The organism is Falsirhodobacter sp. alg1 (assembly GCF_000739715.2).
Taxonomy (GTDB): Bacteria; Pseudomonadota; Alphaproteobacteria; order Rhodobacterales; family Rhodobacteraceae; genus Falsirhodobacter.
Window position 1 is genome coordinate 374,077 of the sequence record NZ_BBJC02000002.1, and the last position, 14,771, is coordinate 388,847.

At 62.2% G+C, this 14,771-nt stretch carries 18 protein-coding genes; 1 reads left to right on the top strand and 17 read right to left on the bottom strand.

Going from position 1 to position 14,771, the window contains the following annotated elements:
• The first annotated feature begins 39 nt into the window (after positions 1-39).
• A complete protein-coding gene (locus tag TR36_RS05975) occupies positions 40-1,074 on the top strand; it encodes a FliG C-terminal domain-containing protein (RefSeq protein ID WP_045389196.1) in 1,035 nt (344 codons plus the stop codon).
• Positions 1,075-1,086: 12 nt separating this feature from the next.
• On the opposite strand, the gene TR36_RS05980 is transcribed toward TR36_RS05975, so the two are convergent.
• The 17 genes from TR36_RS05980 to TR36_RS06060 all read right to left on the bottom strand — a co-directional run bounded on the left by TR36_RS05980 (position 1,087) and on the right by TR36_RS06060 (position 14,728).
• Positions 1,087-4,935 carry a glycoside hydrolase/phage tail family protein gene (locus TR36_RS05980; RefSeq protein ID WP_062762667.1) on the bottom strand — a complete coding sequence of 1,283 codons (3,849 nt, stop codon included), beginning with the start codon at positions 4,933-4,935 and terminating at the stop codon, positions 1,087-1,089.
• Position 4,936: 1 nt separating this feature from the next.
• Positions 4,937-5,365, bottom strand: a complete 429-nt coding sequence (locus TR36_RS05985) for an NlpC/P60 family protein (RefSeq protein ID WP_045389189.1) — start codon at positions 5,363-5,365, stop codon at positions 4,937-4,939.
• Positions 5,362-6,237: a DUF2163 domain-containing protein gene (locus tag TR36_RS05990; protein ID WP_045389185.1), complete on the bottom strand. Its 876-nt coding sequence runs from the start codon at positions 6,235-6,237 to the stop codon at positions 5,362-5,364. The genes TR36_RS05985 and TR36_RS05990 overlap by 4 nt, the downstream gene beginning before the upstream one ends.
• On the bottom strand, positions 6,234-6,866 hold the full coding sequence (locus TR36_RS05995; protein WP_045389183.1) for a DUF2460 domain-containing protein: 633 nt from the start codon (positions 6,864-6,866) through the stop codon (positions 6,234-6,236). The genes TR36_RS05990 and TR36_RS05995 overlap by 4 nt, the downstream gene beginning before the upstream one ends.
• A 1-nt stretch (position 6,867) precedes the next feature.
• Entirely contained in the window at positions 6,868-7,521 is a 654-nt protein-coding gene (locus TR36_RS06000) for a phage tail tape measure protein (RefSeq protein WP_062762670.1), read from the bottom strand.
• A complete protein-coding gene (locus TR36_RS06005) occupies positions 7,508-7,708 on the bottom strand; it encodes a rcc01693 family protein (protein ID WP_045389177.1) in 201 nt (66 codons plus the stop codon). Before TR36_RS06005 ends, TR36_RS06000 begins: the two co-directional genes overlap by 14 nt.
• Positions 7,705-8,022 (bottom strand): gene transfer agent family protein, encoded by a 318-nt coding sequence (locus tag TR36_RS06010; RefSeq protein WP_045389174.1) that lies wholly within the window; start codon positions 8,020-8,022, stop codon positions 7,705-7,707. The genes TR36_RS06005 and TR36_RS06010 overlap by 4 nt, the downstream gene beginning before the upstream one ends.
• Positions 8,019-8,435, bottom strand: a complete 417-nt coding sequence (locus TR36_RS06015) for a phage major tail protein, TP901-1 family (protein ID WP_045389171.1) — start codon at positions 8,433-8,435, stop codon at positions 8,019-8,021. The genes TR36_RS06010 and TR36_RS06015 overlap by 4 nt, the downstream gene beginning before the upstream one ends.
• Positions 8,436-8,438: 3 nt before the next feature.
• Entirely contained in the window at positions 8,439-8,840 is a 402-nt protein-coding gene (locus tag TR36_RS06020) for a DUF3168 domain-containing protein (RefSeq protein ID WP_045389168.1), read from the bottom strand.
• On the bottom strand, positions 8,837-9,154 hold the full coding sequence (locus tag TR36_RS06025) for a head-tail adaptor protein (protein ID WP_045389165.1): 318 nt from the start codon (positions 9,152-9,154) through the stop codon (positions 8,837-8,839). Before TR36_RS06025 ends, TR36_RS06020 begins: the two co-directional genes overlap by 4 nt.
• Positions 9,145-9,726, bottom strand: coding sequence for a hypothetical protein (locus TR36_RS06030; RefSeq protein WP_045389162.1), 582 nt, complete (start codon positions 9,724-9,726; stop codon positions 9,145-9,147). Before TR36_RS06030 ends, TR36_RS06025 begins: the two co-directional genes overlap by 10 nt.
• Positions 9,727-9,825: 99 nt before the next feature.
• Positions 9,826-11,016, bottom strand: coding sequence for a phage major capsid protein (locus TR36_RS06035; RefSeq protein ID WP_045389159.1), 1,191 nt, complete (start codon positions 11,014-11,016; stop codon positions 9,826-9,828).
• A 24-nt stretch (positions 11,017-11,040) separates the two neighbouring features.
• A complete protein-coding gene (locus TR36_RS06040; protein ID WP_045389156.1) occupies positions 11,041-11,577 on the bottom strand; it encodes an HK97 family phage prohead protease in 537 nt (178 codons plus the stop codon).
• Between the two features lie 2 nt (positions 11,578-11,579).
• Complete coding sequence (locus TR36_RS06045; RefSeq protein ID WP_045389153.1) at positions 11,580-11,819, bottom strand: hypothetical protein; 240 nt, start codon at positions 11,817-11,819, stop codon at positions 11,580-11,582.
• Positions 11,816-12,976 carry a phage portal protein gene (locus tag TR36_RS06050; protein WP_045389150.1) on the bottom strand — a complete coding sequence of 387 codons (1,161 nt, stop codon included), beginning with the start codon at positions 12,974-12,976 and terminating at the stop codon, positions 11,816-11,818. Before TR36_RS06050 ends, TR36_RS06045 begins: the two co-directional genes overlap by 4 nt.
• A gap of 134 nt (positions 12,977-13,110) precedes the next feature.
• Positions 13,111-14,454, bottom strand: a complete 1,344-nt coding sequence (locus TR36_RS06055) for a DNA-packaging protein (RefSeq protein ID WP_062762673.1) — start codon at positions 14,452-14,454, stop codon at positions 13,111-13,113.
• Positions 14,411-14,728 carry a hypothetical protein gene (locus TR36_RS06060; protein ID WP_237763523.1) on the bottom strand — a complete coding sequence of 106 codons (318 nt, stop codon included), beginning with the start codon at positions 14,726-14,728 and terminating at the stop codon, positions 14,411-14,413. Before TR36_RS06060 ends, TR36_RS06055 begins: the two co-directional genes overlap by 44 nt.
• Between the last annotated feature and the right edge of the window lie 43 nt (positions 14,729-14,771).

A 14,771-nucleotide genomic window follows, 5' to 3' on the forward strand; every position in this document is an offset into this window, starting at 1 on the left:
CCCGCCACTGACATTCTTCCCCTCAACAAAGGGGGTAGAATGTCTCAGGCACTGGCACAGATCCAGCCGGCGCAACGTGTTGTTCGTGTTGCGCCAGCCCCCCTTTCCCGTCCGCAGAAAGCTGCCGTCATCGTGCGGTTGCTGTTGTCTGAGGGAAGCCCGATCCCCATTGATGCCCTGCCCGAGGATATGCAGGCCGATCTGACCGCCGAAATGGGCAGTCTGCGGCTTATCGATCGTAAAACGCTGCAGGCGGTTGTCGCCGAATTCCTGTCGGAACTTGAAAGTGTTGGACTTGCCTTTCCGGGTGGGATGGAAGGCGCACTAAAGGTGATGGACGGACATATATCGGCCGAGGCGGCCAATATCCTGCGCCGCGCGGGGGCCGGACCTGCCGATCCATGGCAACGTCTGGCAGCAGTGAACATCGAAAAACTGGCGCAGGCCCTTCAGGCTGAGGCGGCAGAGGTCGCTGCGGTCGTGATTTCCAAATTGCCGGTATCCCGTTCGGCCGAGGTTCTGGGAAAGATGCCGGGCGAACGGGCACGCCGCATCGCTTTTGCCATGTCACATACGGGGCAGGCTGATCCGGCCATCGTCCGGCGGATCGGGATGACGCTGTCGCATCAACTGGAGGCCGAACCGCCAAAGGCGTTCGACAGCCCGGCAGGCGAACGGGTAGGCGCCATCTTGAACGTATCGGGCAGCCAGATGCGAGATGCGGTACTGGAAGGTCTGGATGCCGAAGATGCCGCCTTTTCCGCCGAGGTGCGAAAGGCAATCTTCACTTTCGCACATATCCCGCACAGGGTGTCGCCTGCCGATGTTCCGAAAATTATACGTATTGTGGAGCCTGCCTCCCTGATAACCGCGCTGTTGTCCGACGGCGATACGGCAGATTTCCTTCTATCGAATCTGTCCCAACGCATGGCCCAGACATTACGGGATGAAATGGCAGAACGCGGCCCCGCAAATGCAAAGGAAACGGATCAGGCACATACCAAGGTCATCGAGGCGATACGGCAACTGGAAGATAGCGGCGAATTAAAGTTGACCCGCCCAAGCGATGCCTGAGCGGGTCGTCCTTTACACCAGAACGGAACGGAATGGCCCCGGTCCGAACCTGTCGGACAATTGCGCCACGGCGACGCGGCAGGTTCCGGAAATCTGGTCTGCAGCACGCATTGCCGCGGTATAGGTCCATGAGGGCGTGGTCACCGTCGTTTCGCGCCGCACTGTGGTGCCATCCATCACACGCACCACATAGGCCTCGCGATCCTCTCCCAGCGGTACCTCATAGGACTGCCAGCTATCGCCATCCACACGACTGCGCCGAATCCAGTCCAGCTGGACAGTGCTCGAACCACTGGCCTTCAGATGCACCGGCGCGAAAGGCCGCAGCCCGACACCCGCAAATGCCTCGGCCTGGTGTACCACCGCCTGATCGTCATAACCCCGCGTGGCGGGCCCAATCCGATAATGCCGCACAAGATTCCGGGCGCTCAGCGCCAGATCGATCTGACCGACAGCCCCGTTCAGCAGGACGACATAGCTGCCAACAGGCCATCCTTCTTCGGGAATGATGGCGTCGGTACCGCCCTGCCCCCGAAGACGCATCCGCAGATCGTACAGGCCGTCACCCACCAGCTGCGCCTCGGCGAACTGGAACACTTCCCACCCGTCAGGTGTCCCGTCGCCAATGGCCATGGCATTGGCACCATTGAAGACCTGCGTCTCTGACGCCGAGGCGAGATTGCCGCCAAATACCTTGACCCGAAGCGCGGCCCCCCGGTCCCATATGCCCACCGGGCCGGGCAGAAGCGGCGTTTCACAGACCCCGATCACCGCGCTTTGTTCCACCAGCCGATTCAACGCATACCCTGCATCCTCGGCCGCACTCCAGACAGCAACAGGACCAGGCCATGGCGTTGCGGTAACCGCCAGATGCGGCGCATGCGGCACCTCATCCCCCTTGAGCAACGGCAGATCCAGAAACAGGGGAAATGTCGGCACGGCAGCAACGAATGCACGCGGAACGGCACGCTCCTCCACGGCATCCGAGGGGACATAGACCGCCGGATCTACCCGTACCGCCTCGATCAGCACGACATCGCCGCGTTCAGCCTTGTCGATCCGCCAGTGCAGACCTGCCAAAGTCACCACATCCCCCGCGCCCACATCCACGGACAGCGGAAGGGCAAAGCGGGCCGTATCCCGCGCCAGACGTGATTCAGCCAACCAGCGCTCGGCAATTCCCCGCGCCTCTACAGTCGTCAGCACCATATCGATGTCGGTCTGCGAGATGGATCGGGTTGCCTCGTCAGGAAAAATCGCATCGGCCTGACAGGCTTCATAGTCGGCCTCCGCCCCGATATAGTTCACCCGGATATGCCCTGCCGTTTCCGCTTCCGGCAAGCGTACGGTTTCCATCGCCCCGTCCAGATCCGCGCTCAGCGCCAAGCGATCAGCGTCCAGCGCAAGGCGGCTCAACCCGTCGCGCATGCGGAATTTCAATATCCCGTCGCGCTCTATCGCCTCAAACCCATAGGCCAGCATCAGGTTTTGCAAGGCCGCCCGCGCTGTGCCTGTCTGTGACCGCGTATATCCGCGAACCAGACCATACAGACCGTCCACATCCACCTGTGTCAGCCCCGAGCGTTCGCAGATCTCGCGTACCACCGAAGAAAGCGGCTGCGCCGAGGCACGCCCGTTCAGCCAGTGACCGCGGGAATAGTTATCGCCGTCGCTCCATAAATCGGTCAGATTCGGGAAATACGGAAAGGGCCGTGAGTCCCACGCCCAGACATGTGCCCGCGTCATGTCGATCATGGAGCCGCCATAAAGCTCCGATTTCGGGTTCTGCGTACCGTCGCTCCAGTAGGCCCGCATCGCCCGCAGATATTGCATTTGCATCAGGTCATCACGCCGCCCGTTCGAGGCACGCGGCAGTACGGATTCCGATGATTTCGGATCAAGAAACTTGTTCGGCTCATTCGTACCACGGTCAATCGCGGCACAGCCATATTCCGTGAACCTTATCGGTTTCGACTGGGGTTCCCATGCCGTAGGCGCTGCCAGGCGAACGCCGGAACGCCGTTCGTGATGCGGATTGCTCCACCAGTTCCGGATGTCCTTGTAACGAAACACCCATGGTTCGTCATGGGCCCCATCGGTAATCGGGCGCCGGTTTTGCGCTGCAATCCCCTCGGCGCCATCATAATACCAATCATACCCCTCACCGCCGGCCACATTCGCCTTCAGATATTCAAGGTTGTAGATGGACCCCCAGCCTGCATCCGCATGATCGCTGCCATCCCGCCAATCCGACAGCGGCATGTAATTGTCGATACCGACGAAATCGATCGCCGGATGGGCCCACAGCGGATCCAGGTGGAAATATACGTCCCCATCGGCATGATAACCAAAATATTCCGACCAATCCGCCGCATAGCTGATCTTCGCATCCGGCAGGATCTGACGCACCTCTGCGGCCAGTTGGCAAAGAGCTTCCACCGCCGGAAAGCTGTCATCCTCCCCGCGGATCTGTGTCAGCCCCCGCATCTCGGACCCGATACAAAAGGCATCCACCCCTCCGGCCAGGGCACAAAGATGCGCATAATGCAGGATGAACCGGCGGTACCGCCATTCAGCCGGCCCGTTGTAATTGACGCCGCTGAAATCGCTGGCCGCAGCCTTGCCGAAAAACGCATCAACCTCGACCCGTGCCGCAGCGCTGCGATCCGTGGTGCCCGCCTGACCGGGGGCCAGATCGGTCGTTATCCGTCCGCGCCATGGCAGCACAGCCTGTCCGTCCTCACCGCCCCATGGGTCGGGCAGCGTATTACCCTGCATCTGTTCCATCAGAATGAACGGATAGAACATGACCTCCCGCCCGGAGGCACGGGTTGCCCGAATGCCCTGCACCACGGACAGATCCGACGGCGTTCCTCCGTAAACCGGGCGCCCCGCGGTTGACGGAACGGTATGCGCCACATGCCGCGTTACCCCCGCCACCGTCCAGGGCATGTTGTCCCCATCAATCGCTGTCTGCTCGACCTTCGGCTGCACGTCGCAATGACCGCAGCGCAGATCGTTGCCGAACCATGAAACAACCATCGACACCGATCGGGCCTGTGGAAGTTCGGTCCCCAGCTGATCCAGAGAGGTTTCCAGATCCGATTTCCCCGAAGGGGAGTTTACATTCGCAGTACCATAAACGCCCAAGCCGTATTTCTGGCGCACCTGTGTCGTGGCCAGCGCATACTCCCCCGTTCCGGGGATCATCGCAACCGCATGAACGGCATCCTGCAATGTCAGGCCGGTCGAAGGGCGCATCACCTCGAACGTAAATTGCGGAATACGGTTGCCATAGGCGGATAGCTCCAGATCCTCCAGCACGACATAGGCTATCCCGCGATAGGCAGGGGCCATTCCCTGCCCCTCCACCGCCTCGATCTTGGGGTCCGGCTGCTGCGTGGCGCTTCCCGTATACAGCCGCAGGTTCAGATCGTCCGTCGATACCTCGATCCCGTCGGCCCACACACGACCGATGCTCGCAATCTCGCCTTCGCACAGCGCAACCGCAAGGCTGACCGAATAACTGTATTCCGTAACCTTCGGCTTCGAACCCTTTCCTCCACCCGAAGTTTCCGTATTTTCGAAAAATCGCGTTGCCCAGATCACCTGTCCGGCAATCCGCGTACGTCCATACACCTGCGGAATGGCGGTACCTTCACTTGCACCCATGATCCGGTAGCGTTCCAGCTTTCCGGTCTCGACCGTTTCCGATCCCCCTCCCAGCAGCCGCTGGTCGATGACCTGCCCCAACGTCGCACCGGCAGCCCGCCCCAGCACAGCACCGGACAGCCCCAGAAACGTGCCACCCAAACCGCCGCCGATGGCAGCACCGGCCGAGGCCAGAAGAAGCGTCGCCATATCAGATCCTTTCAGGGAAAGCGTAACGTGCCGCAATGCGGCTTTGCCACGGGGCGGACAGCGGACTTTCCGTCACACCGTGCCCCGTATATGCGTGAATAAATCTACCGGGACCGCTGACGATCCCCAGGTGCTTTGCCACACCGCTGCTGCGCATGCGGAACAGCAGGACGTCGCCCGAACCCGGCTCGCCCCCGGATTGCCGCAGCAGCCAACGATCCGCCGCCCGCATCAGAACTTCATCCCCCGAGGGCTCGGACCAATCGGCCGTGTAGGCAGGCACCGTCTCCGGTTCCTGCCCCAGCACTTCGCGCCAAACGCCGCGCAGCAGGCCCAAACAATCCGTTCCGGCCCCGCGTACATCAGCCTGATGGACATAGGGCGTGCCGATCCATCGGCGCGCCGCCATTACAAACTCCTCACCGCTCATGCAAACAGGCTCCCGCCGTTGTTCACCCCACGCGATGTCGGATAGGAAGACAGCCAGTCCTCTCCGGGAATATGCGGAAATCCCTGATAGTTCTCGATGTTCAGAAATTTCAGACGACAGGTATCGACGCGCCGGTCACACCCCGCTTCCAGCCGGACCATATCACCACTCAGAATATCGGGCCCCAAGGGTTCCCATAGTTCGACCGTGCGGCCATTCGCCGATAAACGGTCGTTCTTGATGATACCGATCATCCCCGCCGCCGTGCCGGACAGTACCCTCAGGCGGCCCCGCTCGAACCACCGATCATCGAACCCGTTCAACGGGTCAAAAGTGAATATGCGACGATCCTGCATTTGCTGCACCATCACCTCGGCGGAATATCCCGGCAGCGTCAGATCGAACCCACAGGCGGCATCCCCCAGCACAGCCGCACAGTTGCGCTGGAACACACGCCCCTGCGGCTGGTTCAGAACCTCGGCCAATCCGCGCAGTTCCGCCTGAAATGCCCCCCCTGACCGCGAGATAGAGCCGATCGTCCCGCTGAAACGCAGCACCCGTTCCGAAGGAGTCGCCCAGTTTACCTGCCAGCACCGCACCCCGGCCCCATCAAAACGGCCCGCAATGATATCGGCCTCGTTTATACCCGCATCGGTCAGGGCCCCCACCGCCTCGGTGTTATCCACCGACAAGCCGGTCGATTGCTGCAATGCGCGGGCGGTCAGGCCGGAATTGGCATGAAACACAATCCCCATGAACTTCAGATCCACATCGTGGTCGGTGAACCCCAGAACCACACCATCCGTGCGGGTCAATGCCCAGGCGTGGCAGGTCGTCGTCACTCCTCCGGCCAAATGTTCCGCAAGGCTCATATCCGCACCTCCACCACCGGCACATCCGGCACATCACCGGCCTGGAACGAGGATACAGAAGTCTGGATCTGGTCCGTATCGAACCGCACCGGTACATCGAATTCAAACCCTGACCGGATCTCGGCGTTCTTCGAGGGCGCCGTGGCAAAAGTGATCATCCCCGTCGATGTATCAACAAAGAACTCAATGTCCGCCACCTTGGGATCGCCGCCAACTGCAACCAGCACGGTACCTGCCACAGGCTTGGCGATCGGCCGCAAATACGTCTCGTTTCCCGAACGATACAACTTGGTCAGTGCGAATGTGCGGGTTACCCCGTCACCACGCCCCACGAATTGGTCCGCAGGCGATACGGTGGCGGACGGCAGGCAAGATTTGTAATCCGACCAGTCCTTCCAGCGAAAGGCGTGCAGTCGCCCTCGCCGCGCCTCGAAAAAGGCGATCAGCGCGTCCACATCATTCAGGGATCGCAACCCCACGCCCGCGTCATAGCTGCGGCGCGAATGCGCCCAGGGGCTGTTCCGCTCCTCGTAACCATTGGCCAGTGTAACGATATCGGTCTTCAGCTCCGGGCCACCTACCGAACCGAACGACAGGTTGGCGGGAAATCTGATGTCGTGAAATGCCATCTCATTTATTCCTTTGGCCACGTGACAAAGCGCGACTGACCTGTGCCGCAATCTGGCTCTGGCTGCGCTGGAAACCCTGCACGTCGGGGCTGGACACGTTCATCACGATGTTCACCGCCCTGCCGCCGCCTGCGGATTGCACACCCAGACGTCCGTCGGCTCCGCGCGTCAGCGGCATGATCGCCTCCGGTCCGGCTTCCCCCATCAGCCCGGTCGCACCCCGCATCGGAAACGTAACGGGAGAGGATACGACCCCCCCTTTGGCAAACGGCATCACCCGCCCCTGGGTAAAGGCGCCCCCCTTGGCAAAGGGCATCGCCCCGCCCATCAAGGCCCCCAATCCGCTGGTGACCAGGGAACCCAAGGCATTCTCGACCGGCTTCATCGCTGTCTTGTAGATTGCCTGTGTCACGGATTCGCCCAATGACCGCATGGAATCCGACAGGCGCGTGCCGTCAAAGATCACGCCGTCAAATGCCCGCCGCACACCGCCACCAATGTTGGTGGACAGCTTTTCGGCCTCACGCCCCGTAAAGGTCATGGTATCGCGCATCCGGCCCAGCTCGCTTTCGAATGCGCCCACCATGGTGGTCACGGACCCAAGGGTAGTCTCCAATGCAGAGACCTGATCATCCAGATCCTCAACTTCCGACAAGGCTTTCTCCTTTGATATCGGGGAAGGCGCGCGCCAGCTCTTCCAGCCGCGCACGATTCAGAGGGGTGCCCGCGGCTTCGGCCCCCAGCATCACCCGCAATTCCACAGGTGTCAGGCGCCAGAAATCCTCTGGCCGAAGACGCAAATGGAACAGCCCTGCCCGCAACAGGCCCGGCCAATCGATCATACGGCCTCCGGCACGGAAAAGGCCCGTGCCAGAAGCTGCGCCGCCACACGCGCCGCCTCCATCGGCCCGCCCGCAATATCGACGCTGCGCAGATCATCCGCACTGCCCGACCAGCCCCCACCCCGCAGCCCCGCCACAATCAGCGCCAGAACATCACGGGTGGTAAACCGGCTTTCCTCGAACCGCTGGATCAGCGCCATCAGGCTGTCCGCCTTCATTGCCGCTTCCAGTTCCGCCAAGGACCCGAGGGTCAGCCTGGCCACATGCCGCTGGCCATCCAAGGTCAGCGCCACTTCTCCGGCCCAGGGGTTCATGCCAGCGCCGTAAAGCTCAGGGGCCCCGCCGAGGCCATCGTCAGCTCGTATGTCGCCTCTCCGTTATATGACCCTGCATATTCGATTGCGGTGATCATGAAGGCTCCCTGGACGACGCCAAAATCCGGGATGATCACCTGAAATTGCGGCACCTCGTTCTCGAAGAAGATCTGTCGGGCCCGCTCGTCCGTGCCGGCATCCCGAAATACGCCGGACCCGGAAATCGAGGCCGATTTCACCCCCGCGCCGCCCAGCAGTTCGCGCCACCCTCCCTGGCTCTCAAGGCTGGTCACATCCACCGTCTCGGCGTTAAAGCTGATCCGCGTGGCTCTCAGCCCCGCAATCGTCTCGAACTGCCCGTCATTTGTCATGTCCAGCTTGATCAGCAGGTCTTTTCCGTTCTGAACAGCCATCGCTTAACCCTTACTTTCCTGAATATCCTCGACCCGCACGTAAAAGCTCAGGTCGATCCGCCGTGTCCGCCCTGCCGATAACCGCTGTGCAACCGCCCGCTGGAACCACAGCCCCACCACCCGCCCGCGCGCCAATGGCATCGGCACGTCCAGCGCGTCGCAAATCTGCGATGCCACTCCCTTGGCTGCCTGGAACCCTTCGGAATCCGAAATCACGCTGATCACCAACCGATGCTCGGCCCCGCGCCCCGTCTTGTCCGAGCGGTCGCGCACATCCTCCGGCCCGACCAGTACCCATGTGCCCGCAGTCCCGTCCGGAACCGAATCCAGCACCGGAACGGTCAGCGCCGCCGACAGACGGGCAAATATCGCAGCCTGCAGGGCCGCCGCCGCGCCATAACTCATATGTCCTCCTGACAATGACAGGTCAGATACCGCTCTCCGGCATCCACCACCGCAATGATGCGCAGGATGCGGTCCCCGTCACGAAACCGCTGTCCGGCTACAGGCCGCGATGGGGCCCCCGGGGCGGCGGCACGTACCGTCACCTTCAAAGAAATGACCGGGGTCACCGCCTCCACACCGCTTACCTCACGGGGCGATCCCGGCCGCACATCGGCCCATAACACACCCAAGGATGACCAGTCGCGTCGTACGCCACCCGCACCATCCGGCGCAGATACCGACCGTTCCAGAACCAATCTGCGCGTCAGCCGCATGGCGCACCTCCCAGCAGACGCACCGTGCGCCACCGTTCGATCAGCACCGCCACCTGCACCGGCAAGGCCGAAGGGCGCAGCCCGGCTTCATGGCGCACTTCGTAATATTCCGACGCCAGCAACAGAACGGCGTGCTGCAAATCTGCCGGAACCGCCGTCCAATCCCCAAAGCCTGCCTCAAAGACAATCTCCGCAGCAGCCCCCTCACCCAGCACCGGCAAACCGTTCCGTCCCACGATCCGTGGGCGATGCATGTCCTCAACCAGCCAATATCGGTCCGTCGAAACAGCCAGCCCCCCTACCTTCATCGACACGATCGCCGTGACGGGTGCCGTCGGCAGGGCCTGACTCATCCCGCCGCGCCAGCGGTCCAGCACGAAACGGTACCGACGCGTCAACAGCGTCTTGCCGATCCGCCCCTCGATGGTCGCCAGCGCTGCACGCAAATAGCTTTCCAGCAAACCGTCCTGCAAACCGTCATCGGAAAATCCGCTGCCCATCCGCAAACGGGTGCGCAACTCCGAAACCGGCAAGGACGCTGCCGGAACCTTCGTCTCCTCGATCAGGTTCATCGCCACTCCTTGAAAACCGTTGGGAAAAACGCCGCCACCTGCTGCCCGCGCGGGGGGAAAACAGCTGGATCACAGGCGGCGGCGCATCATCCGCGCCTCTTACGAGGTGGCGAATTTCAGCAGCTTGATCGCTGCATAATCGGTCACGTCACCGCCAACGCGTTTGGTCGCGTAAAATAGTACATGCGGCTTGGCCGAAAAGGGGTCGCGCAGCAGACGCAGATCCGGGCGTTCAGCAATCGTGTACCCAGCGCTGAAATCGCCAAAGGCCATCGCATAGGCATTGGCGGCAATATCGGGCATATCCTCGCAGATCAGCACCGGATACCCCATCAGCACCGCAGGCTGCCCTGCCGCCAGGCCGTCCGACCACAGGAAGCGGCCATCCGCGTCCTTCATCTTGCGCACGGCACCCGCCGTCTTGGAGTTCATCACAAAGCTTGCGTTCGCCCGGTATTGCGCCTGCAACGAATACACGAGGTTCACGATGCAATCGGCAGGGTTGGTCGAAGCGAAATCGGATGCGGCACCCGACGTCACATACCCCAGGCTGCCCCACGCCCAGCTTGCGTTCGCAACCTTCGTCGTCGTCAAGAAGCCCTTCGGCTTGTCCACACCGTCCCCGTTCACAAAGGCCGAGGATTCGGCACGCATGAATCGCGTCGCGATCTTGCCGGCCAGCCAGTTCTCGATATCGAAGGCGCTGTCATCCAGCAGACGCTGGCTCGCCTTCGGCATGGCCGACAGTTCGTGCAGGCGGATGGAAATGCGTTCGATCGTCGGCGTCGCACTCTCGGTCAAGGTGGCGGTCTCGCTGGCCCAGCCCGAACCGACCTCGCTGCGGTCGATCAGCACATCATACGATGTGGCATCCACGTTCACCACATTCGCAATCGCGCGGACCGATGCCGTGGACACCAGCATCGAACGGATCGCATCCGCCGTCTGCGGCGCCACCAGATAGCCGCCATCCGCCGAAACCGCGGTGCTCATCGCCTTGCCTTCCAGCGGCAAACCACGCAGACCATCATCATCACCCGAACGCAAATAGGCGTTGAAGGCCTTCTGATGGGGCACCTCCACCTCGGCAGCAGTCGAAAGCGCGGGGCGGCCATAGGTCATTGTCTTGCGATCCAGCATGGTAAAACGGTCTTCCTGTTTTTTCAGTGTTTTCGAAATGTCGGCCTGAAAGTCCTTGAACTCTTTCACGAACCCCCCCATCGCAGCGGCCACATCAGCCACCGGATCATCCGGCATGCCTTCTCCGGTCCGCGACTTTGTCTCGGTCATTCCATCCTCCGGTCGTTGAAAATATTAGCGGGCGGCAATCGCGGCAGTCATGCCGCGGATCATCTCGGCAATGTGCCGCATGCCACCCAGTTCTTCATTCTTGGTCTGCACCCGCGCCTCGACCTGCATCGGAAACGTCACCAGCGACACCTCCCACAGATCCAGTTCCGCAAGTTGCCGTCCCTTGGCATCCCGTTCGGCACGCACGGTGCGATACCCGATCGAAAGTCCGTCGATCGCTCCCGCATCCAGCAGGGCGATCGCCTCGCGCCCCCTTGCCACATCGGGCAGAATGCGTCCTTTCACGAACAACCCCGCAGCATCCTCACGAACCTCGTCCCATACACCGATCGGTTCGCTCGCATCATGCTGCCACAGCATCTTCACCCGGCGGTCGCCCAGCGCGGCCAGGCTCGCGCCATAGGCGCCGGGGCGTACAACATCACCGCCCTGATCCCGTTGCCCGAACAGCGAGGCATATCCCTCGATCGCCCCGCCCCGCACCTCAAGCGTGCCGGTCGCGTGGAACTTGCGCTCCGGCGCTCCATAAACTCCGCCCATCCCTACCTCATTGCCGTATTGATCAATGCCTCGACACCCTGCGTCAGCAAAAATGCCGCAGCCCCGTACACCCCCAGCCAGATGCGCCGTTCCAGCCGGTCCAATGTGCTCTCGATCTGGCCAAGCCGGTACTCCAGCCCGTTCCAGCGTTCTTCATGCACACGCTCGTTCGCCTCGATCCTCGCAGTGGCCGCATCGAAACTGTCATAGAGGAAGCGAGAACCCGTCTCGCCGCCCCTCATGCGTCGGGCACGCGCGGCAGCCCCAGCAGCACCCGCTTTTCGGCGTCAGTCAGAAAATCCGCAGCTCCCACACGGGCCCACTGCTGGTCGCGCTCCGCAGCCAGCGCGGGCACCTGATCCAGATCCGGTCGCAGGTCCACCACCTCCCCCGCAAAGGATGAAAGCCAATGTCCGACCGCCGCCGTCACCTTCGTCGCCAACGGCAGAACCGTCAGACGATAGAATGCCCGGTTCGCCTCTTGGTAGTTGGCATAGGTCGCATCCCCCGGAATGCCCAGAATCATTGGCGGCACCCCAAATGCGATCGCGATTTCCCGCGCTGCGGCCTCCTTTGTCTTCTGGAATTCCATATCCGAAGGCGAAAACCCCATCGGCTTCCAGTCCAGCCCGCCCTCCAGCAGCATCGGCCGGCCGGCATTGCGCGCACCCTGGTGGTTCGCCTCGATCTCGGTCACCAACCGATCATATTGATCTGGTGAAAGCTGCCCTTGGCCATCCACTCCCTTGTAGACGATCGCCCCCGAAGGCCGCGCGGCATTATCCAGCAGCGCTTTTGACCAGCGAGAGGCCGCCCCATGCACATCCAGCGCAACCGCCGCCGCCTGCATCGGTGACAACCCGTAATGGTCATCCTGCGGGTGAAAGCTCTTGATATGGCAGATCGGCTGAAAATCCCCGGTCATGTCAAACCGCAAACTCCGCCCGCCGACCGTATAGTCATAGGCGACAGGCCAACCATCCGCTCCGGGAACAAGGCTCATCCGGTCCGACCGCAGCACATGCAGTTCCGCCGGCAGCCGTCCTCCCGGCACCGCCTCCAGATAGGCGTTTCCGGAAAGCAGCAATTGCGCGTAAACCGCCTCGAACCATTCGGCCCGCCCCTGCGCCCCATTCGGCCGCCGCACCAGATCCAGCACAGGATGCGTATCATAACGCCGCTCCGCATCCTGCAGCACCACCGGCATCGCCGCAGCCGCTTCCGCAATCAGCCGCACGGCGCGAAACCCGACCGGATTTCCCAAAAACCCCGCGCGGGTCAGGCTGACCGTATCCCGCGGGCTCCACGCCACACGCCCCGAACTCTGATACGAGATCACCGGCCCCGTGGCCGAGGCTTTCACCTCCGGCGGCTGGCCCCGCTTCAGAAAATCGAACATCCGCACCTCCCATCCGGCTCCCGCTTCCCTACAGGGCGCATTCACCGTCGTTGTCGCAACCGGACCGCTCGTCCGTTGAAATGCACATTACGCAACAACGGTTAATGCTGCTTAACCTCTCCGCACGGTGCCTCTCACAACCCCCTAACCTGCGGTCGCGCCCAAACCGAAGACGGCTCGATCATCAATTCCCACAGCCCCCAGACCAGTGCATCCACACGATCCGGCGATCCCTTACCTTCGTAACCACCCATGGTCATGCGGCACATCTGGTCCTCCAGCTTTGCAAGCCCCCGCAGGTGCCGCACACGTCCCTGTTCATAAAGCGCGGCAATGGGCTCCGCTCTCGCAACCTTCCCCTTGCTTGCCCGAACAGCCCGAAACGGCACCAGAGGATCAATTCCCCGAATGACCGTCTCCACCAGATCCCCCCCCTGGTTTACCTCCGCAACCAGCCGGTCGGCCCCGTGCCGCGCCATCGCCGCCAAGGCGGCCCGCGCCCATTGGTCCGGGCTTGCGGCCTTCACGCTCGCATCTTCCAGCACCACCGCGCGCCATGTATGGGGCGGCCCGTCCGTCACGGCTCCGACTACGACAATGCCGCATTCATCCGACCCGGCATGTCCGGTCACGGGCGGGTCAACCGCCACCACGATCCGGTTCAGCGCGGGCGCGGCATCCATACGCCCCGCTTCCAATGCAGGCGTCGTCCACATCGCACCCTCGACATCCTCCAGCAGAACGCCATCCAGTTCCTGCGCCCCCAACCGGGTTCCCTCGTACCGAGCACGAACCTCCGCTAGAAAGCTGGCCGCAAGATAGGCACGGTTCGCCTCGGTCGGCGCATGGGTCACCACCGTCGACGGATTCTTCAGAATGGTCTTCAGCACTCCCACGTTGCGCGGCGTGGTGGTAATGACCTGCCGCGGGTTCTCGCCCAGACGCAGCGCGAATTGAAGCATGTCCCAGGTTTCCTCGGCCTTCTTCCACTTGGCCAGCTCATCCACCCAGGCGGCATCGAATTGCGGCCCGCGCAGGCTCTCGGGCTCATGCGCCGAGAATACCTGTGCAATCGCACCGTTCGGCCACACCAGCCGCCGCCGTCCCGCCTCCCATTCAGGCCTCCTGTCCGGAGGAGAGCAGGCAAGTATCCCGCTCTCCCCGAAAACCATCACTTCCCTCACCTGGTCGATCGTCTCCCCAACCAAGGCCACACGGCGCGACCGGCCATTGTCCAAGGGTCGCGCCCCTTCAACTTCGGCCCGAACCCACTCCGAACCGGCGCGGGTCTTGCCCGCCCCCCGCCCGCCCATGATGACCCAGCTTTTCCACACCCCATCGGGCGGCAGCTGATGCGGCAATGCCCAGAATTCGAACAGCCAAGGCAACGCCAACAGCGCATTCGTCCCCAGACCATCCAGAAACGCATCGACATCAGCCTGCGTCGCGGAGGCGAGCCAACCTGCGCCCGATCTCATCTCGCGCAAGCTCAAGGTCGACTGCATAGTCGTTGACGACGCCGGCAACCTGTTTCCGAAGTTTTTCAACCCGTGTCCTTTCGTCCATCACCATCTGAAAAGCGGCGCGAAGGTCTTTCACCGCCCGCACCGCCCCCGTCACATCCGCCAGATCACCCGCACTCACCCGACGCGTCGCCAGCGCCAGTTCCTCGGCCACCTCGCGATAAAGCCTCTCCGTCTCCGCAAGCAGATCCACCTGCGCAGCTTCCTTGAACGAGAGTTCCATTTTCATTTCTGCCTGTCCCGCCTTCTCGTGCCCCGCACAAGCGAATGCA